The following is a 20559-nucleotide window of genomic DNA, read 5'->3' on the forward strand; positions in this document are numbered from 1 at the left end:
AAAAATCAACTACCGAAATGAAGGTATCTCTTTTTATACCCTGTTTTATGGACCAGCTATATCCTGATATAGCATTCAACACGGTGAAAGTGCTGCAGAAAGCAGGGTGTACCGTGGGGTACAACACAAACCAGACCTGCTGCGGACAGCCGGCGTACAACGCCGGATTTAAAGCAGAGTCAAGAGCTGTCTGTGAAAAATTTCTTTCGGATTTTAACGATAGCGAAATTATTGTGACACCAAGCGCATCCTGTGCAGGGTTTATCCGGAATTATTATAATGAAATCTTTAGCTCATCAGCACTATCCTGGAACATTCAGCGCCTCACAAAAAAAGTATATGAACTCAGTGATTTTCTCGTCAACATTTTAAAAGTCGAAAATCTTGGAGCAAGTTTCGAAGGGTTAGCTACTTATCATGATTCCTGCGCCGGTCTTCGTGAATATGGTATTAAATCAGAGCCGCGAAAACTATTGCAACACGTGAAACGGCTTCAACTTACAGAAATGAGCGATGTTGAAACCTGCTGTGGTTTTGGTGGAAGTTTTGCTGTTAAATTTGAATCTATTTCTTTGGCAATGGGAGATCAAAAGGCAGGTAATATCTCGGCTACCGGTGCTCGTTATGTAATCTCCACAGATGTTAGTTGTCTGATGCACATTCAGGGAGTAATTGAGAATAAAAATATTCAAGTGAAATCATTGCATCTGGCAGATGTATTGGCGAGCGGATACTAGGGTAGGCCGAAGGACGAATTATTAAAGACAATTTCCTGCGATTGTATTTCTCCCGCCTCCTTACTTTTGTCTCGGGCCTCTCTATAAACCGTTAACTACAAACCAAAAACTACATGGCTCATTGGCTTTTGAAATCAGAACCGACAGCATATTCATGGGACCAGATGCTCGCAGATAAAAAAACAGTATGGAGCGGGATCAGAAATTATGCAGCACGTTTGCATTTGAGAGCAATGAAAAAAGGTGATGAGTGTTTTTTCTACCATAGCAATAAGGGGCTGGAGATTGTCGGTATTGTGAAGATTATCAAGGAAGCCTACCAGGATCCGACAACTACTGATGAAGCCTGGGTTGCCGTTGACATCGCGCCGGTTAAAACATTAAAGAAGCCAGTATCCCTTGATCAGATAAAAGCTGAAAAATCGCTGGCAGAAATGGCCCTGATTCGCATCAGTCGTCTGAGCACGCAACCAGTAACTGATAATGAGTGGAAGACGATTATGAAAATGGCAGGTGAGAAATAATTTTCGATTTGTCTTATGGAAAAGAAAAAACTCGTTGTGCTCACAGGTGCAGGAATCAGTGCCGAAAGCGGACTGAAAACGTTCCGCGATTCTGACGGCCTATGGGAAGGTTATGCAGTTGAGGACGTTGCAACACCGCGAGCCTGGAGAAAAGATCCTTCTTTAGTGCTTCAATTCTATAACGAACGAAGGAAGGATGTACGTGAAGCAAAACCTAACGCTGCGCATTTTGGACTTGCCGGGCTGGAAAATGATTTCGATGTTACCATAATAACGCAGAATATCGATGATCTGCACGAACGCGCTGGTAGTACTAAGATTATTCATTTGCATGGTGAGATTTTTAAAATGCGCAGTGAAAGAAATCCTCAACTTTTGTACCCGGTCCGGGATGAGATTAAAATAGGTGATCTTGCTGAAGATGGTGCCCAGCTAAGACCAGCAATTGTTTGGTTCGAGGAACCTGTTCCCTTAATTGAAACTGCTGCTGAGATCGCTTCCGCCGCAGATATTTTTGTAATTGTGGGCACTTCTATGCTCGTGTATCCTGCAGCGGGCCTGATTCACTATGTTGCGAGGCAGACTCCGCGTTATGTAATTGATAGAAAAATTCCCGACATCGTTAGCCCAGGCAATGCTGTTTTTATAGAGAAACCTGCTACGGAAGGAGTGAAAGATCTTATCAGTTTGCTACACAAATAATTTTTTCCGTTATCAATTGTTCGCCCGGTTCCGCTTAAAAATTGTGTACAAACCGTATACCTTCTTTCTCCAGTTCCGCAAGCACGGGCAAATAAATATCAGAATGAATGGGAATCTGTACGCCGGGTTTGGAAATCGTACCGTCAAGTATTTTTAATGCCGCAATACCCAGTGGAAGCCCGACGGTTCTGGCCATCGCAGTATATAATCCATCTTTTCCTTTTGCTATAAAATGACTGGCCATCGACTTCTTTGCGCCGTCTTGCACGTAATCAATTTCATGGAGCATAATGATCATGTCTTTGTCATCCGGAGATAATGCCAGCCTTTTTTCAAGTATGTACAATAGCACTTCCGCTGCACTGCAGGTTCCGCGATTGATAAGTTCCGGCGAATCCAGCCCGAGATAAAATAATTGTTTCAGCGCAAGATTGGCCTCATTCATTTCTGAAACCATCTTGGTTGTGGCTGAATTTTTTACTTTTTCCATATTCATGTCATGGAGTTTTCCAAGCTCATCAACAACGAGAAAATCCTTCAGTAAATCGGTATCGGAATTCGACAAACTTTTCCCCGATTCAATCATTTGAATCAGGTGTTCGAGATGTTCTTTGGTATTATTGAAACGCTTTGACAATGTTTCCTGCAGCCATTCGGAAAAACCATTGCGGTCGAAATGAATCTGAAAAAATGCAGATAAACTCATGCCATCCGTATCGTACATTATTTTTTCATCGGTTAGTTTCAAATCAATGAGGTTCTTCCAGCCAAAGGCAAAGTCCGGATGCCTTAAAGTTGTCCTGATAAATGTCTGAATACCTTCAAGTCCGTATAACGATATATATGAAAGTGAATCCCGATTCGGATACCAACTCCAGTTACCAGCACCAGGAATGCTTACCTGCCTTTCCGGTCTGAATAGCTGGTAATAATTCTCCCTGATAGCTACACCGTTTTGCAGAAACGAGGCGCCATCTTTTCCGGCGAAAACAATATTTCTTGGGTTCCAGCTGATTTTATAATGCCAGGGATTGTCGTCACTTTCAGGCGCAACAAGTCCTCCGCAATGCGATTTAAAAGAGGTGATTTTTCCTCCACGTGCGCGAATTCCGTCGATCATCCACATTGCGCTCATATGATCAATCCCGGGGTCCAGTCCCATTTCACATAGAAAGATAAGTCCGAGTTTTTCTGCATCAACATTCAACTCCCTTATTTCCGGGGTTGCATATGAAGCGTTGAGGAAATGCTTTTTGAACTCTATGCATTTTTTTGCAATCGACAAATGCAAATGGGGAGGTAATAGCGAAATCACCAGGTCCGCCATTTCCACAAGGCTGTCTATCTGCTTCTCTTCGTCACTGTTAATTCCATATGCTGATGCATTAGCATTATCCCTGGTCTTAGCGACAGCCAGTTCCAGGTTTGCATCCACCACATGTAAATGAAAATCGTGTCTTTCAGCACGACCTAAAAGAAAATCAATTAAAACTGTAGCCGATTTACCCGCTCCGAACAGTACAATATGTTTCATTTCCAATCTTTCTGATCACTAAGTTAGGGAAAGACGGAAGAATGCTTTTTTAATACCTGATGAAAAAATACCAGTAGTGGATTAACGTGGGGGGAAATGAAATCGAAGGAAAAATACGCGGAGAGTGACTTATTTCGAATAACTAAGTTCGCCTGAAGCGATACTCCTGATCATTGATTCAACTTTTACGCCACGTGCTGATTTGGGAATTTCAATTGACTTTTGAGATTGCGGCGCGATAGATGCGAATTGAACAGTTTCAGTTTTGTAAACTTTCTTATTGGCCTGTATATAAGTCAATTCCACTGTTACGTGGTCCAGTGGATAATTTGAATTGTTCTTTACAACAAGGTCAAATTCTTTTATTCCGCCAAATAAACCGGTTCTGTATTCGCTCATTTTAACCTGAACCAGTTGTGCAATATTCTTTATTGAACCTTCTTTCTCAACAGCTTCGTTATTTGTTTCTTCTTTTTTTGTACCTGATTCGTCTGCAGTTATTATTTCTTCAGTAGGAGCCATTACCGGTGCGACCATAGCAGGTACCGGTTTCTTATCTTTTGTTTTTTTTGAAACCACGATTTTTTTTTCCTCAGCTGTTGTTTTATTCTCTGCTGCCGGTGGCCCATTATTTTCAACCTGTAAGTTAGTGGGAGTTAAAGGCGGAGGATCTGCCACAGGAACTGCTATAGGTACAGTTGATGCAGACACGGCGGCACCAGCATTATTTTTTTCAGCCTTTTCCGGAATCGTTGACCTATTGCTGTTTAATGTTTTCAATTCATATGCAGGATTGATAATTGAATTTGCGATCAGCAAACCGACCATCATTAATGAAGCCAGCGCAACAGCCACTGCAAGAGATTGAAGCGAAAACGAAAACGGCTTACGGAAACGACTGCCTGCAAAATGAATTTTTTCAATAACCGGTTCCTGGCTAAAACTGAAGCTTTCCGGTCGATGCTGAATAGCAGCAAAACCATTTTTGATAACCATCCCCGCGGGTTCGTGTGCCTGTGAAACAGGAACTTCATCGACCGGCGCAAAAGTTTCACCGATTCGTATAACAACAGGCGGAGTAGTTACCACTGGTTTCAGTTCAGCGACCTCTTTATCTTTGATTTCTTTAATAAGCACAGCCGCTGCCGGTCGTGCAATTGTGATTACGGGAGCTGCTTTCTTTTCTTCCTTCTGCTTTTCGGTTATACTTCTTATTACTACAACCCTTTTTTTAGTTGCAGTTGATGGATATGAGACCCAGACTTTTGATTTCGGAATATTCGCATCATCTGCTTTGAACAAAGGTTCAAGCATTTTCGTTTCCTGTATCAACGCCACAGGCGCAGGCATCTCACGGTATTTTTCAGCCATGAAAAATCTGGCTAGCGTTGGAAACTCGAATAACTCCTGCTCCGGTATATGACGGTTACCTATAACCGATTTTTCAGTTAATCCTTTTATTAAGATATAATCGTTCTGCAACCTTGTCCTTGACATTGGTGGTTTGTCAAAGCCGATGTCCGTGTTTGATGTTGAAGAGATAAACTTTTTAAATTCATCCATTTCGGTTGGATATCTCCATGAATTGCTCCTTCCGTCAATCCATATCAGGTCCTGAGAGTTAAGACCCAGTTTCACCAGGTTCTCGAATGTATGAGGCCCGGTTTGAACATTACTTCTCAACAGTAAATATCGATCCATTTCCATCCGACTTTAAATGTAAGATAATTCCCTGAATATTAGTTGATCAGCAGGGGTGTCTCTAGCAAAACTTTACAAATAGGGTGCGGATGTGTCTTTTCATAAAACGAACAAATGTTGTTTTTATGCCGGTTAGCCGATTGAATTTCTGTCAATGGATTTTTTCAATCGACGAGTGTCCGTTTTAAATTCACAAGAGTGGATAAAATAGAGCCAAAAAGCTCCTGACTCACCGTGTTTTACGGGCATTTTCAGGTAAATTTGCACACCTGAAAAGTCAACCATCGTAACGAAAAAATTATGGACGATCAATTATTGCCGGAAGAGACCAGAGACAATGACAGAATAATACCTGTGAATATTGAGGAGCAGATGAAATCTTCCTACATCGATTACTCTATGAGTGTAATCGTGGGACGTGCATTGCCTGATGTACGGGACGGATTGAAACCAGTACATCGCAGGATTCTGCATGCGATGAACGAGCTGGGTATTGACTACAACAAAGCATTTAAGAAATGTGCCCGTATCGTAGGGGAGGTGCTGGGTAAATACCATCCGCATGGTGATGGTTCTGTATATGATGCTCTTGTTCGTCTTGCCCAGGAATGGAACATGCGTTATCCTTTGGTTGACAGCCAGGGAAACTTTGGTTCGGCTGATGGTGATGGACCGGCGGCAATGAGGTATACGGAAGCGCGTATGGAAAGAATGGCTGCTTTTCTTTTACAGGATATCGAAAAAGAAACAGTTGATTTTCAACTCAATTTTGATGATTCCCTCCAGGAGCCAACGGTATTGCCTACCCGGGTGCCCCAACTTTTAGTTAATGGAAGCAGCGGAATAGCGGTAGGTATGGCAACGAACATGATGCCTCACAACCTTTCTGAGGCAATTGATGGTTGTATAGCGTATATCGATAACCGCGACATTACCATTGATGAGCTGATGAATTATGTAAAGGCACCTGACTTCCCCGGTGGCGGAATCATCTATGGAATGGAAGGTGTAAAGGCGGCCATGCATACCGGAAGGGGCAGGGTAGTGCTAAGGGGAAAAATAAATGTCGAAACCAAAGCCAGTGGTCGCGAAACGATTATCATTACTGAAGTTCCGTATCAGGTGAGCCGGGACGTGCTGACAGCCAGGATCGGACAGCTGGTGAACGATAAAATAATTGAAGGCATTGTTCATGTAAACAATGAATCCACCGAAAAAGAAGGTACGCGAATCGTTGTTGATCTGAAAAGGGATGCAGTCTCGGCAGTAATTATCAATCAGTTGTATAAGTACACGGACTTGCAGACGTCCTACGGAATCAATAACGTGGCGTTGGTGAAAGGCCGTCCGCGAACATTGAACCTTAAAAACCTGATTTCGGAATTCGTCGATTTCAGGCATGAAGTGGTAGTTCGAAGAACCAGGTTCGAACTTTCGGAAGCTGAGAAAAAAGCCCATATACTCGAAGGTTATATCATCGCTCTTGATCACCTGGATGAGGTCATTGCACTGATCCGCAACTCGACCAATCCGGAATCCGCAAAACAGGGATTGATGACCAGTTTTGGAATGTCAGAGATCCAGGCGAAAGCAGTACTTGAACTTCGTTTACAGCGCCTTACAGGCATGGAGCGGGATAAGATTAAAGAAGAGTACGACCAGATAATGAAACTCATAGCGCATCTGAAAGAGTTACTTGCCAATGAGGCCATGCGTTTTGATGTGATAAAAACTGAGCTCAGGGAAGTAAAAGAGAAGTTCGGCGATACCCGTCGTTCTGAGATCACCTATCTCGATGATGAAGTGAGTTTAATTGATCTAATTAAAGAAGAAGATGTTGTAATTACTGTTTCTCACCTTGGCTATATTAAACGCACACCTGCAGACGAATACCGCGCACAAAAACGCGGTGGTCGTGGCAGTATTGGTGGCCGGACGAGGGAGGAGGATTGGATCGAACATCTTTTCGTAGCCAGTACCCACCATACTTTATTGTTTTTCACAGAAAAGGGCAGGTGTTTCTGGTTAAAAGTTTACCAGATACCGGACGGCGATAAGCAAAGTAAAGGCAGGGCGATACAGAACCTGATTCAGTTGCCTTCTGACGATAAGATAAGAGCGATATTAGATGTAAAAAAGCTCGAGGACGAAGCATTTGTAAATTCACATTATATCGTACTTTGTACCAAGAAAGGTATCATCAAAAAAACGGACCTCGAAGATTTCAGCAGACCCCGTGCTAATGGAATTAATGCCATAACAATCCTCGATGGTGATCAACTCCTCGAAGCCAGGCTAACCGATGGAAATTCTGAAATAATGCTGGCCGTAAAAAGCGGCCGGGCGATTCGCTTCCCCGAAGAAAAAGTAAGGTCAACAGGAAGAGGCGCAATCGGAGTAGCTGGTATAGAAGTTGATAATGCTGATGATGAAGTTGTCGGATTGATCTGCGTAAACAAAGAGGACAAGAGCCGGACAATACTTGTGGTTTCCGAAAAAGGATTTGGTAAAAGAACGGCCATCGAAGAATACCGGATTACCAACAGAGGTGGTAAAGGTGTTAAAACCATCAGCGTAACCAGTAAAACCGGAAATCTGGTAGGCATTTTGGATGTAACAGAAAAAGAAGATCTGATGATCACCTGCATGTCGGGTGTAACGATCAGGATGTCGGTTGGCAGTATCAGTGAGCAGGGAAGGGCTACACAGGGTGTGAAACTGATCCGTCTTGATGAAACAGATCAGATTGCAGCTATTACCCAGTTGGATGAAGAACAGATCGTAAACCCAACGGATGAATCAGTAGTCGATGGTTCGGTTAAACTATCTGATGCATCGGCAGTCAATGGTTCGGTAGAACCGACGGATCAGTCGGCAGGAGAGGGTTCTGTTGAGCCGTCAGGTGATACGGAACCAACAGTACAGTAACTTTTTAATTAAAATACATTGCCATGAAGAAAGGCTTGTTTTTATCATTACTCATTATAGCAGGATTCTCCGTGAATGCCCAGGATCTGAAAAAGATCAAGGAATCACTCACAAAAAATCAATTGACAGAAGCAAAAACTGATATTGAGAAGTTTCTCGCAGTTCCAAAAAACCAGAAGAACGCTGAAGCATATTATGTAAAGGGCAAAGTGTATTCAGCAATCGCTGCAAACCCCGCCGAACGGGCAGCTAATCCGGATGCTCGAACTGTTGCACTTGATGCCTTTAAGAAATCAATTGAAATAGATAAGAACCAGGCGCAACTCTACATGACCGTAGATCAGTATCAGCCTATATTCTCTCTCTATTCCAGTGGCTTCGACGAGGCGGCGGGTTTATATAATGAAGAAAAATACGACCAGGCACTCAACACCTTTAAAAGTACCGGAGTTGTTGGAGATTATATTTTCAGCCAGGGCTGGGGTTTATATAAACTTGATACAACACTGACTTACTACAGCGCACTATCTGCAATGAATGCAAAAAAAGATGACGAAGCGCTGACTTATTTTGCAAAACTCGCAGATGCAAAAGTTGGTGCAACACCAGAGCAGGTTACTTCATATCGCTATCTTGCCAAACACTATTATGATAAGAAAGATGAAGCAAACATGATGAAATATATAGGGTTGGGTCGTGAGCTTTATCCAAATGATGATTACCTGCCATTGCTTGAGCTGGATTATATCCGTGGAAAAGGAGATGCTGCTGCTCTGAATAAAAAATACGAGGAGATACTTGCTGCAAGTCCCGATAATTATGATGTTATCCTGGACTATGCGTCAACACTTTTCAATGAAACTCACGTAACGGATGCAGCAAAAAGGCCGGCTGATTACAATGAGAAATCAAAGAAAATTGAATCGTTGTACACCAAAGCAATTGAACTGAAGCCTGATGCGACTGAAGCGCGGCTCTCTCTTGGAAAGCACTATTATAACCAGATGCTTTACATGGAGGAAGAAGCAAGTAAAATCAAAGGTGCAAAACCTGAAGATGTGAAAAAGAAAGCCGATCTGAATGCTGAAATTGCAACTGTTGCTGATAAAGCAATTCCACAACTGGAAAAAGTGTTCAACGCATATGATTCCCAGGGTAAACTGAAAACGAGCGAAAGGTCAAATTTCAAATCTGCCTGTAGTTTGCTGACATACAGTTATGAAAAGAAAAAAGACAAAACAAAAGCCGATTTCTATCAGAAGAAATATGATGAAGCTGACAAAGCACACGGCTAATACAATCATAAATAATTAGATAATTCAAAAGGGAAAGTGATCTGCTTTCCCTTTTGTAATTTCAGCAATAAGTATATCATGTCAGAACTCAACCTTGGAAGAACAGAATTCGGAAAGAAGGAAAATGCGGGTAATGTCATGACCCGTATGGAAGTCATTGCATTACTGGATGACTGGATAAAAAATGAGCGTCTACGGCTGCACGTAAGACAGGTGGGAAATCTTATGAATTGCTGGGCGAAAGAGAAGGAAGGACTCGATGAAGCTGAAAGCTGGAAATGGGAAATGGCCGGACTGCTGCACGACGCCGATTGGGATCAATGGCCCGAACAGCACTGTAAAAAGATTATCGAAGAACTTGAATCAAGAAACGTCGATCCGGAGATCATACGGGCAATCGCTTCACATGGACCTGCACATTTTGGGGTTGAACCTGTAAGCCGGATGGACCAGATGCTCTATGCTTTCGACGAGTTATCAGGGCTAATACACGCCTATTCATTAATGAGACCTGAAGGGTACCTGGGGATGGAAATGAAGGGCGTGTTGAAGCGACTGAAAGAAAAATCTTTTGCTGCGAATGTTTCCCGTGATGATATCCGGGACGCTGCAAGCCGGGCAGGTATTACAGTCGAAGACCTGGTTCGGTTTATTATTGCGCACCAGACAGCATAGTGTTTGAATTTAATTTCTGCAGATGGAAAACACGGTAAAAACTCAGGAGAATCCTTATTTTTTCCTGCTTAAGACAGCATGGAAATATGCCCGTGCCGATCGCAGAAAATACGTGCTGATCTATATTTTTTTCATGCTCAGCAATGTAGTATCCTCCTTATACCCGGTGATATGGGGCATATTCATCAATGACATACAACTTAACGGAGCTGATGTTCTGAAACATGCCTGGATATATGCTGGCTTATATCTCGCGGTGAAATTTTTTGATTGGGTTTTTCATGGCCCATCGCGGATAGTTGAAAGAAAACTGGCATTTAATATCGGCAGAAACTTTCTGCAGGAGCTTTACCATAAATCACTTCGTTTGCCTGTAAAGTGGCACCAGGATCATCATTCCGGGTCCACCATCAATCGTGTTCGCAAGGCACACGAAGCTTTGCGTAATTTTTTTGACAGGGGATTTGAGTACCTGCACACGCTGTTCAAATTCATCTTTTCATTTGCAGCGATGCTTTATTTTTCCCCACTGTTTGGGGGAGTTGCTGTTTTGCTCGGTTCGATTGTCGTTTGGATCATCCTGCTTTTCGACAGACCATATATAAAAACGCTTGACCAGGTAAATGAAGGAGAACATGTGGTTTCGTCAACATTGTTTGATAGTCTTTCCAATGTAATTACAGTTATCACTTTACGATTGCAGGACAGGCTTGAAAAAACACTGCTCGTTCGGGTACAACATATCTTTCCTGCATTTAAAAAGAATACGCTGATCAATGAATGGAAATGGTTTGTAACTGATATGCTGGTAGGAGTAATTTATGCTGTGATTCTTGTTGGTTATGTATGGCAGAATTATACCCCTGGACAAACTTTTTTATTGGGAGGACTGGTCACACTTACTGGTTATGTTGAAAGATTTACCAGCGTATTTCATAATATGGCTTATTTGTACACGGATGTTGTGAGGTATGCAACTGATGTACGAACAGCCATGATTATTCCTGATGCTTATGCCCGACATCATTTACCTGAACGACCGGGTCCGTTGCCTGAAACATGGCAGAAAATAGAAATCGATCATCTGAATTTTATACATGAAAAACATCGGGAGATTTCCGGAAACGGGAAAGATAATTTCATGATGGCTGGTTTAAAGAACATAAAACTCGATCTTGAACGCGGGAAGAAAATTGCCTTGATAGGTGAAAGTGGTAGCGGGAAGAGCACGCTGCTGGCTATTCTGCGAGGCTTATATTCACCGGAACCTGGTGTAATTGTTACTGTAGATGGGGAGGTGCAAAAAGAAGGATTATCGCTCATTGCAGAACATGTAACATTGTTTCCACAGGAACCTGAGATATTTGAAAATACAATCGAGTATAATATTACGCTTGGATTACCCTATGAGGCTGCTGAAATTGATCATATCACAGAGTTAGTACACTTCAAAGATGTCATCCGGCAATTGCCGAAGGGATTACAAAGCAATATCGTGGAAAAGGGAGTCAATTTATCTGGCGGGCAGAAACAGCGGCTGGCATTGGCGCGCGGTTGGTTTGCAGCAAAAGATAGTGATATCATTTTGCTGGATGAACCAACCAGTAGCGTTGATCCAAAAACGGAATTGCATATTTATGAGGCGCTTTTTGCGGCTGCAAAGGATAAGGTGGTTGTGTCAGCACTACATCGTCTTCATTTGCTGCGCTTTTTTGATACCATTTATGTAATGCAGCATGGTGAAGTAATTGCACGGGGATCGCTGCAGGAACTGATGTCGGGAAGCGATGCCTTCAAGGAATTGTGGCGCCACCAGGAAATGATTAAATAACTACTCAAAGCTATTTCGCTTTGTGAGTCGTAGAATCTGAGATCCTCAGTTGAATATTATGATTCACATCTTCAACCGCTTTTTGAATGTTTAAGAGTATTTTTTCCTGCACCTGCAGAGTCTGTTGCATCAGTCTGACTTTCTTCAGGAGCGTAGGGAAATATTTTCTGAATCTAAGCGAAGCGCCTGTTTAACATAAAATCGACCTTATAAGCGAGCTACCTTTTTCCTTCGTTTACCCCTTCCCGTCAGATCAAAATTTGTTCGACAGCACTACAATATTTTGATCTGACGGGAAGGGGTAACGTATTAGACCCGAGATTATAAGGGTATATTATGTTACTTAGCTCCGGCCACTGTGGTACTTATGGCTTATGTTTTTTTTAAAAGCCATAAGTATGGAAAGCGGAAAGCCTTTAGAAAAAACTGTTTTACTGGGTACGCCGCAAGGCGAGGAAGAAAAGACAGTAAAAACTGTTTGTTACGATATAAAAACGGACAAGCTTTTTGTTAGTCAAGTGCCTGCATCACTTTTTGAAAAAGTTCCGGAGGAAGGCAATTAGGATCGAGGGCGTACATTCCATTTTCAGCCTTTACAAACTCCAAACCCTTTTTATAGGGCGCAACATCCGGGACAAGTTCGCAGATTCTGTCGGAGATTAGCTGTTTGTAATTTTCTGCGCCCTCAAGTTGATTTTCCAGATTACTCAGTAATTCATCCATAATTTTTTCAGCTAATCTACTGTATTCGGCTGTTGAATAGAAGCTTAGCCAGTTTTTTATAAATGCTTGACCGTGAGGCTATTTAACATAATATAAATTATAGGTAAATTATAAAGCAGAATTTCCACTGTCTGTGCTTGTGAAGAATCAATTTCACTTCAGATTCATTGGATAGAAATCTGATTGCCAATATTCTGTGAAACTGAACTGGAATTTTTATTCTAAGAGAAATTTTCTTTCCAGAATCTAACCTGGGATGTCTTAGACCTCCCAGGTTTATTAGACCTGCCAGGTCTAATCCAGTTCCAGCTGAAAGTGACTGAGATTTTTATAAAGCCCGTCGTCGAGCTGCATAAGTTCCTCGTGTGTGCCGGTTTCGCGAACTAAGCCTTTATCAAGTACAACAATCTGATCCGCATTGCGGATAGTTGACAACCTATGCGCTATGACGAAACTCGTCCTGTTTTGCATGAGGTTTTCAAGCGCTGCCTGAACCTGGAATTCCGAGGCGGAATCCAATGAACTGGTGGCTTCGTCTAATATCAAAATCGCAGGATCTTTGAGGATTGCCCGGGCGATCGCAATTCGTTGGCGTTGTCCCCCGGACAGTTTTATGCCCCTCTCGCCTACAATCGTCTCATACTTTTCGGGGAAACTATTGATGAATTCATCTGCATATGCTTTTCGTGCCGCTTCCGTAATTTCCTCGTTTGTTGCATCCGGTTTTCCATAAGCGATGTTTTCCCTTATTGTTCCTCCAAAAAGCATAACATCCTGGGGAACCACAGCCATTTGGAGCCTGAGCTGAGAAATAGGAATATCATCCGACGAACGGCCATCAAACAAAATCTGACCCTTATCCGGCTCATAAAACCGCAGCAGCAATGAAGCAATCGTCGATTTTCCAGCGCCACTAGGTCCAACCAGCGCAACCTGCTGACCAGGTTGAACAGTCAGGGAAACGTTTTTCAATACCTGAACTTCGGATCTCGACGGATAGGCAAATGCAACATTCCTGAATTCAACATGGCCATTCACTATGTTTTTCTGATCAACCTGTTCCTCAACAATATTCACCTTTTCTATATCTTCTCTTAAAAGCTCCCTCACACGTTGTGTCGCACCCAAACTTTTCTGGAGATTGCTGTACAGATCCGCAAAACCAGCCATACTGCCCCCGACAAAAGAAGTATATACTACGAATGCGGTCAGATCGCCAAAACTGAGTTCTCCTTTCTGCATCAACCCAACACCAAACCACACTACCAGGATGATTGCGCCAAATAAACTGAAAAGCATGAATGAAATAAAAAGACCACGGGCCCTGCCGTTTCGAATTGCCAGGTCAACGACGGATCTCAGGCTTTTGGTGTACCTGCTGGTTTCAAACCATTCATTGGAAAAGGCTTTCACATTACTTATACCGGAAAGTGTTTCCTGTACTATTATATTAGAGTCAGCCAGCTGATCCTGCGCTTTTCTTGAAATCTTCCGTATGTATTTGCCAAAAAGGACCGCTGTCACCACAAGAACCGGTACGACCGACAACATAATCAGCGTTAGTTTCGGAGAAAGGAACAAAATCAGTCCAATGCCTACAATCAGTGTAAGAATCCCTCTGAGAATTTCCGCCAGCATGAAAGTCACAGCATCCTGGATCTGTGAGAGATCTGCTGTTATCCTGCTTGATAATTCACCTACTCTCCGTTGTGCGAAAAAATCCATTGGTAATTGGATAATGCGCTTATAAACATCAGAGCGAAGATCCATCAATGCATTTTCTCCGACTATTGTAAACAGGTTAACTCTCGAATAAGACAAACCCATTTGAATAAGCAGAATTCCGAACATCGCAGCTGCAATCAAACCCGGACTCGTAGCCTCTTTTCCCTGTTTTAATGCTTCTGCGCTATCGATAAGAAATTTGAAAAAATAAGGCAGCGCGAGCGTTGTAAGGCTGCTAAGCAGAATGACAACCAAACCCAGTATAAATTTATTCTGGTAAGGTTTCACATATTTAAAAACCAACAATGCTTCCTTCCAGCTCTCTTTGTTGAGCTTTATCTTTTTATCCGTTTCTACTTCCGGAGCATCGCTTCTTCCCCTTCGAGCCATATACTATGTAAATAAGTTCGCAAATATCCGCCAAAATCGGGTTTATATAATCATGAAAATGTAATGATTCCACCCCTTCAATTAGTACATGACGTAACTTACTGTATTATTACTTTATCGATTACCTGATTTTAAACAGATTCAATAATGAAGGCATACGACACTTTGAGTGAGGCAATCGCCGGTTTGAAAAATGACGGCTACAGCCTGGACTTTAATATCGCTTTCGACAAGATAGAATGCGTGCAGAACGGCATCTGTCTGAATCCTGAACAATTTGAAATAACAGATTACCATCGTTTTGAAGGCAACTCCGATCCTGCTGATGAATCAGTTGTTTATACTGTTGAGTCACACGATGGAAAAATGAAAGGATTGCTGGTCAATGGATATGGTGTAAGTGCAGCGGATATATCTGATGAGCTGTTGAGAAAATTATCCGTTCAGAAACAATAAACCTTTTTAAAACGCCAAGGTTTAACGTCTCATATTTAGAGGTTCGTTTACAATAAATTAAATTTACTGTACAGAAAAGATTGCCGTGCTAAAGAGAAAATACTGGTTAATTCCCCTGGTCATCGTTATTGCTATTGCAGCATTTTCCTTCCTGCTTTCAGCGCCTGCAGTAAGTTATAATACGGATATCAAACCAATCCTGAATAAAAAATGTATTACGTGCCATGGCGGTGTGAAAAAGAAAGGCGGCTTCTCATTGCTCTTCAGAGATGAAGCACTGGATACTACAGAGTCTGGAAAACGGGCGATTGTACCAGGCGATCCCGATGCGAGTGAAATGATACGAAGGTTGACATTAAAGGATGATGATGAAAGAATGCCCTATCATAAGGAGCCTTTGTCTGAGCATGAGATCAATTTGCTGAGAAGGTGGATTAAAGAAGGAGCAAAATGGGGCGATCACTGGGCATACGTTCCCGTTCAGCAGCAGAAAGTGCCGGAGCAGGAATCATTTTTTGGATTGATCTCGAAAAAAGATCCATGGGTTAAAAATGATATTGATGCCTTCATTCGACAAAAGCTTGAAGAAAATAAACTGAAGCCAACCGCAGAGGCAGATAAGAGAACACTATTGCGCCGAGTTTCTTTAGATCTGACCGGATTGCCTGCACCCAAAAAAATAGCTGATCAGTTTCTTGGTGATACTTCATCAGAAGCGTATGAAAGGCTTGTTGACACTTTGCTTGCATTACCACAATATGGTGAACGATGGACGGCTATGTGGCTCGATCTTTCCCGTTATGCTGATACCAAAGGTTATGAACGTGATGATAGTCGTTCCATCTGGCGCTACCGCGACTGGCTGATTAAAGCTTTTAACGAAGACAAACCCTATAATCAATTTCTCACTGAACAATTAGCTGGCGATCTATTGCCAAACGCAACCGACGAACAAATTCTTGCTACTGCTTTTCATCGGAACAGTATGACCAATGATGAAGGTGGAACAGACAACGAAGAATTCCGTATCGCAGCTATTATTGATCGTGTGAATACCACCTGGGAAGTATTAATGGGTTCCACGTTTGCATGCGTGCAATGTCATAGTCATCCTTACGATCCATTTAAGCATGATGAGTATTACAAGTTCATGGCTTACTTTAATAATTCACGAGATGAGGATACCTATGCTGATTATCCGTTGTTTCATGAGTACAAGAAAAAGGACAGTACCGTTTTTGAGAAACTGAAAAGTTGGTCAACCAGCAATCTTTCCAGTGAAGATGCCAATGAGATAACATGGTTTTTAAAAACATGGCAACCTGCAATTAACGGGCTTACAGCTGATCAGTTTGTCAACAGTGAGCTTTCAGATACCAAGTGGCTCTTAATGAGGAAAACTTCATCAGCACGCTTGAATCATATTGATCTCACCAACAAAAACCAGATGTTAATCCGGTACATGGCATGGCCCAAAGATGGTGAACTTACGCTCTGCCTCGACAGTTTGAATGGTACTGAAATCGCAAAAATCAAGATCCCGAAAGCCAATAAAGGTTGGGATTTTCTAAATTCTGCAATTACTCCAACTTCGGGTATTCATGATGTTTATCTGAAATATTACAGCAAAGAACTCAAAAAAGAAATTGATAACGGTTTGCAATTCGATTGGTTTTATTTCACGAATCCATTCCCTGGGAAGGATAAACCAGGTTTTGATTCAGCCAGTTCGTGGTATGATAGTTTGCTTCGTTCACCAAATGTTGAGATTACCCCCGTGATGCTGGATAACCCGGATTATCTCAAACGAAAGCAACATGTATTTGTACGAGGAAACTGGATGGTTTCCGGTGACGAAGTTACTCCCGGCGTACCAGGCTCACTGACACCACTGCCCGAAAATGCGCCAGCCAACAGGTTGGGGCTTGCTGCGTGGATCACCGATCCAAAAAATCCATTAACCGCACGAACGATGGTGAACAGGTTATGGGAGCAGATTTTCGGACAGGGCCTTGTAGAAACACTTGAAGACATGGGTACGCAGGGAATTCCTCCAACGCACCGCGAATTATTGGATCATCTCTCCTGGCAATTTGTACACGAATATAACTGGAGTGTAAAAAAACTGGTGAAGGAAATGGTGATGTCTGCCACTTATCGCCAGGATTCCAGAGTGAGTAAAGAATTGCTTCAACAAGATCAGTTTAATAAATGGTATGCGCGTGGGCCGAGAGTGCGCTTGAGTGCGGAACAGATTCGCGACCAGGCGCTGGAGGTGTCAGGTCTATTGAGTAAAAAAATGTATGGGAAAAGTGTGATGCCTTATCAGCCCGGAGGTATCTGGCTATCTCCTTATAATGGTCGTTTATGGATAAAAAGTTATGGTGAAGACCAATACAGGCGCGCATTGTACACATATTGGAAAAGAACGGCTCCCTATCCTTCTATGATCAGCTTTGACGGAGCTGCACGCGAAGTTTGTACTGCAAGAAGAGTACGCACAAATACCCCGTTACAGGCGTTGACAACGTTGAATGATTCTGTTTATGTTGAAGCGTCCCGACACCTTGCGTGTGATCTTCGAAAAGAATATAAAGATGATGTGAAGAAAATGATATCAGCCGGTTACGAAAAAATTGCAGGAAAGCCGATTCCTTCAAACCGATACCTGATACTTGAACGATTGTACAACACTTCATATATTAAATTCAAAGCAGACAGCGTCAGTACCTGTGAAATGATTGGAATTCAAAATGAGTTCAATGAACCTGTGACTGCAGCAATGGTGGTTGTCACTAATGCGATGTTGAATCTCGATGAAGTGATTACAAAAAACTGATCCCATGGGAAGAACAGAAGATAAACAACAACGATGGTTAAAACAGGCAAGCGAGCATGCACTTCGCAATGTTACAAGGCGTCATTTTCTGAAAGAAAGTCGCACGGGCATCGGCATGATGGCACTGGGTTCATTTCTTGCAGGATGCGATTGGTTGGGTTCGAAAAAAGATGTTATATCCGCACCACCCATGTTTGACCCCGCGCATCCGATGATTCCTCGTTCGCCACATTTCACGGGAAAAGCGAAGTCAGTTATTTTCCTGCATATGGCTGGTGCGCCATCGCAACTGGAGTTGTTCGATTACAAACCTGATCTCCATAAACTCGACGGAAAAGATTGTCCGGAATCATTTCTTGAAGGAAAAAAATTTGCATTCATCCGTGGTGTTCCCAAAATGTTAGGACCACAATCTGCATTCAAACAGTATGGTGAAAGTGGCATCTGGTTATCAGATAATCTTCCGCATTTCCGTAGTGTTGTTGACGAGGTGAGTATTTTGAAAGGCGTAACTACTGATCAATTTAATCATGCGCCCGCACAGCTTATGATGCATAGCGGAAGCCCGAGACTTGGCAGGCCAAGTATGGGGTCCTGGGTGACTTATGGTTTGGGATCTGAGAATGCAAATCTTCCGGGTTTCGTTGTACTCACGTCTGGTGGAAACAATCCGGATGCTGGCAAAAGTGTATGGGGAAGTGGATTTTTACCTTCTGTTTATCAGGGAGTTCAATGCAGGTCTGTTGGTGAACCGGTATTATTTATTAAAGATCCTGCAGGAATGGATCGTGAATTGCGTGGTGCCTCGATCGATGCAATTAATGAGGTAAACAAGCTAGCATACGAAGAATTCGGTGACCCTGAAATTCTGTCGAGGATTTCGCAGTACGAGATGGCGTATAACATGCAGATCGCCGTACCGGAAATTATGAATATCAATGATGAGCCACAGTATATTCACGATATGTATGGTACAAAACCAGGAAAAGCTTCATTTGCGAATAATATCCTGCTTGCAAGAAAGCTCGTTGAAAAAGGAGTTCGTTTTGTTCAGCTTTTTGATTGGGGATGGGATATGCATGGTACGAGTGAAGATGGTGCTATTGATGTAGGCTTCATCAACAAGTGCAGATCTGTAGATAAGGCAATGACGGCTCTCATCCTGGATTTAAAACAACGTGGTTTGCTGGACGAAACACTTGTTGTCTGGGGTGGTGAATTCGGTCGCACACCTATGCAGGAAAACCGCGAAGGCAAACAGAATCCATTCAAAGGTCGTGATCACCATGCAGATGCTTTCTCTATGTGGATGGCAGGTGGTGGAATAAAGAAAGGCATCAGCTTCGGCGAGACAGATCCTATCGGTTATAATGTTGTAGATGGAAAAGTTTCGGTATACGATATACAGGCGACTATTTTAAATCAATTGGGTTTTGATCACGAAAAACTGACTTATGAATTCCAGGGCCGACCATTCCGGCTTACTGATGTTGCCGGGAACGTGATACAGGAAATAGTTGCATAGATTAATTCAATTCTTTTTCAACCCATTTTTAATTCAATTTATTGCATGCCTTTTTCAAGAAGAAAATTCATCAAAGGTGCAGGTCTTGTGAGTTCATCGCTGGCCTTACATCAACTCGAAAGTTTTTCGTCTCCAATTCGATATGAGGATCAAAGACCTGGATTTGAACTGAAAATTATGGCTACGAATTGGGGCTTTGCAGGAGATACTGACAGCTTTTGCAAGAAAGCAAAAAAAGAAGGTTATGATGGCATTGAAGTGTGGGTACCCGGTGAAGAAAAAGTAAGAACTGAGCTCAAACAAATTGTTGAAGCCAACGGACTTTTGCTGGGACTTCTTGCCGGTGGCAGTGATTCTGCTTTTCAGAAACACGAGGAACAATTTTCTGCTGCGATAAAAGCAGCAACTGCCATGAAACCGGTGTATATTAACTGTCATTCCGGTCGTGATTATTTTAGTTTTGATCAGAATAAACAGCTGGTTGATATCACAACAAAAGCAAATACCGAAACCGGAGTTCCGATATATCATGAAACTCATCGCAGCCGAGCCATGTTTGCTGCACACATTACACGAAATTTCGCTGAGAAGATTAAAGAACTTCGTTTAACCTTCGACGTTTCCCACTGGTGCAATGTTCATGAAAGTCTTTTGGCTGACCAGGCAGAAACTATGGATATTGTTCTGCCTCGTGTGGAACATATTCACGCCCGCATTGGTCATCCTGAAGGTCCTCAGGTAAATGATCCACGTGCACCCGAATGGCTGAATGCTGTAAATGCGCATTTCAGCTGGTGGGATAAAGTGATCGAGCGTAAAAAGAAAGAAGGCAAACTCATGACGATACTCACGGAATTTGGTCCGCCGGATTATATGCCAACGCTCCCGTATACGCGACAACCGCTTGGTGCCCAATGGGAGATCAATGCATACATGATGCACTTGCTAAGAAAAAGATATGCATCCTGATTCCA

General features: G+C 42.5%; 15 protein-coding genes. 12 read left to right on the forward strand and 3 right to left on the reverse strand.

Annotated features, from left to right (window positions below):
* The first annotated feature begins 17 nt into the window (after positions 1-17).
* The 3 genes from P2W82_RS02885 to P2W82_RS02895 all read left to right on the forward strand — a co-directional run bounded on the left by P2W82_RS02885 (position 18) and on the right by P2W82_RS02895 (position 1963).
* Positions 18-737 carry a (Fe-S)-binding protein gene (locus P2W82_RS02885; RefSeq protein WP_336514330.1) on the forward strand — a complete coding sequence of 240 codons (720 nt, stop codon included), beginning with the start codon at positions 18-20 and terminating at the stop codon, positions 735-737.
* Between the two features lie 113 nt (positions 738-850).
* Complete coding sequence (locus P2W82_RS02890; protein WP_336514331.1) at positions 851-1261, forward strand: EVE domain-containing protein; 411 nt, start codon at positions 851-853, stop codon at positions 1259-1261.
* Between the two features lie 15 nt (positions 1262-1276).
* Positions 1277-1963 carry an SIR2 family NAD-dependent protein deacylase gene (locus tag P2W82_RS02895; protein ID WP_336514332.1) on the forward strand — a complete coding sequence of 229 codons (687 nt, stop codon included), beginning with the start codon at positions 1277-1279 and terminating at the stop codon, positions 1961-1963.
* Between the two features lie 34 nt (positions 1964-1997).
* On the opposite strand, the gene P2W82_RS02900 is transcribed toward P2W82_RS02895, so the two are convergent.
* Together P2W82_RS02900 and P2W82_RS02905 are read right to left on the reverse strand one after the other, a co-directional pair.
* Positions 1998-3497, reverse strand: a complete 1500-nt coding sequence (locus tag P2W82_RS02900; protein WP_336514333.1) for a saccharopine dehydrogenase C-terminal domain-containing protein — start codon at positions 3495-3497, stop codon at positions 1998-2000.
* A 129-nt stretch (positions 3498-3626) separates the two neighbouring features.
* A complete protein-coding gene (locus P2W82_RS02905) occupies positions 3627-5198 on the reverse strand; it encodes a hypothetical protein (protein WP_336514334.1) in 1572 nt (523 codons plus the stop codon).
* Positions 5199-5498: 300 nt separating this feature from the next.
* Here P2W82_RS02905 and gyrA point away from each other — a divergent pair, with 300 nt between their 5' ends.
* From gyrA to P2W82_RS02930, 5 genes are all read left to right on the forward strand, one after another.
* Positions 5499-8126 carry a DNA gyrase subunit A gene (gene gyrA, locus P2W82_RS02910; RefSeq protein WP_336514335.1) on the forward strand — a complete coding sequence of 876 codons (2628 nt, stop codon included), beginning with the start codon at positions 5499-5501 and terminating at the stop codon, positions 8124-8126.
* 23 nt (positions 8127-8149) lie between these two features.
* Positions 8150-9421 carry a tetratricopeptide repeat protein gene (locus P2W82_RS02915; RefSeq protein WP_336514336.1) on the forward strand — a complete coding sequence of 424 codons (1272 nt, stop codon included), beginning with the start codon at positions 8150-8152 and terminating at the stop codon, positions 9419-9421.
* A 78-nt stretch (positions 9422-9499) separates the two neighbouring features.
* Entirely contained in the window at positions 9500-10096 is a 597-nt protein-coding gene (locus P2W82_RS02920) for a hydrolase (protein ID WP_336514337.1), read from the forward strand.
* 22 nt (positions 10097-10118) lie between these two features.
* On the forward strand, positions 10119-11927 hold the full coding sequence (locus P2W82_RS02925; RefSeq protein WP_336514338.1) for an ABC transporter ATP-binding protein: 1809 nt from the start codon (positions 10119-10121) through the stop codon (positions 11925-11927).
* A 398-nt stretch (positions 11928-12325) separates the two neighbouring features.
* Positions 12326-12490, forward strand: coding sequence for a hypothetical protein (locus P2W82_RS02930; protein ID WP_336514339.1), 165 nt, complete (start codon positions 12326-12328; stop codon positions 12488-12490).
* Between the two features lie 454 nt (positions 12491-12944).
* On the opposite strand, the gene P2W82_RS02935 is transcribed toward P2W82_RS02930, so the two are convergent.
* A complete protein-coding gene (locus tag P2W82_RS02935; protein ID WP_336514340.1) occupies positions 12945-14765 on the reverse strand; it encodes an ABC transporter ATP-binding protein in 1821 nt (606 codons plus the stop codon).
* 147 nt (positions 14766-14912) lie between these two features.
* On the opposite strand from P2W82_RS02935, the gene P2W82_RS02940 reads away from it, so the two are divergent.
* From P2W82_RS02940 to P2W82_RS02955, 4 genes are all read left to right on the forward strand, one after another.
* Positions 14913-15221 carry a phosphoribosylpyrophosphate synthetase gene (locus P2W82_RS02940; RefSeq protein ID WP_336514341.1) on the forward strand — a complete coding sequence of 103 codons (309 nt, stop codon included), beginning with the start codon at positions 14913-14915 and terminating at the stop codon, positions 15219-15221.
* Between the two features lie 85 nt (positions 15222-15306).
* Positions 15307-18060: a DUF1553 domain-containing protein gene (locus P2W82_RS02945; RefSeq protein ID WP_336514342.1), complete on the forward strand. Its 2754-nt coding sequence runs from the start codon at positions 15307-15309 to the stop codon at positions 18058-18060.
* A 4-nt stretch (positions 18061-18064) separates the two neighbouring features.
* Positions 18065-19585, forward strand: coding sequence for a DUF1501 domain-containing protein (locus P2W82_RS02950; protein WP_336514343.1), 1521 nt, complete (start codon positions 18065-18067; stop codon positions 19583-19585).
* Positions 19586-19630: 45 nt separating this feature from the next.
* The gene (locus P2W82_RS02955; protein ID WP_336514344.1) at positions 19631-20554 is read left to right on the forward strand and encodes a sugar phosphate isomerase/epimerase family protein; all 924 of its coding nucleotides are present in this window, start codon (positions 19631-19633) and stop codon (positions 20552-20554) included.
* The last annotated feature ends 5 nt before the right edge of the window (positions 20555-20559 follow it).

Origin of the sequence: Pollutibacter soli, from assembly GCA_029269725.1 — a bacterium.
GTDB lineage: Bacteria > Bacteroidota > Bacteroidia > Chitinophagales > Chitinophagaceae > Pollutibacter > Pollutibacter soli.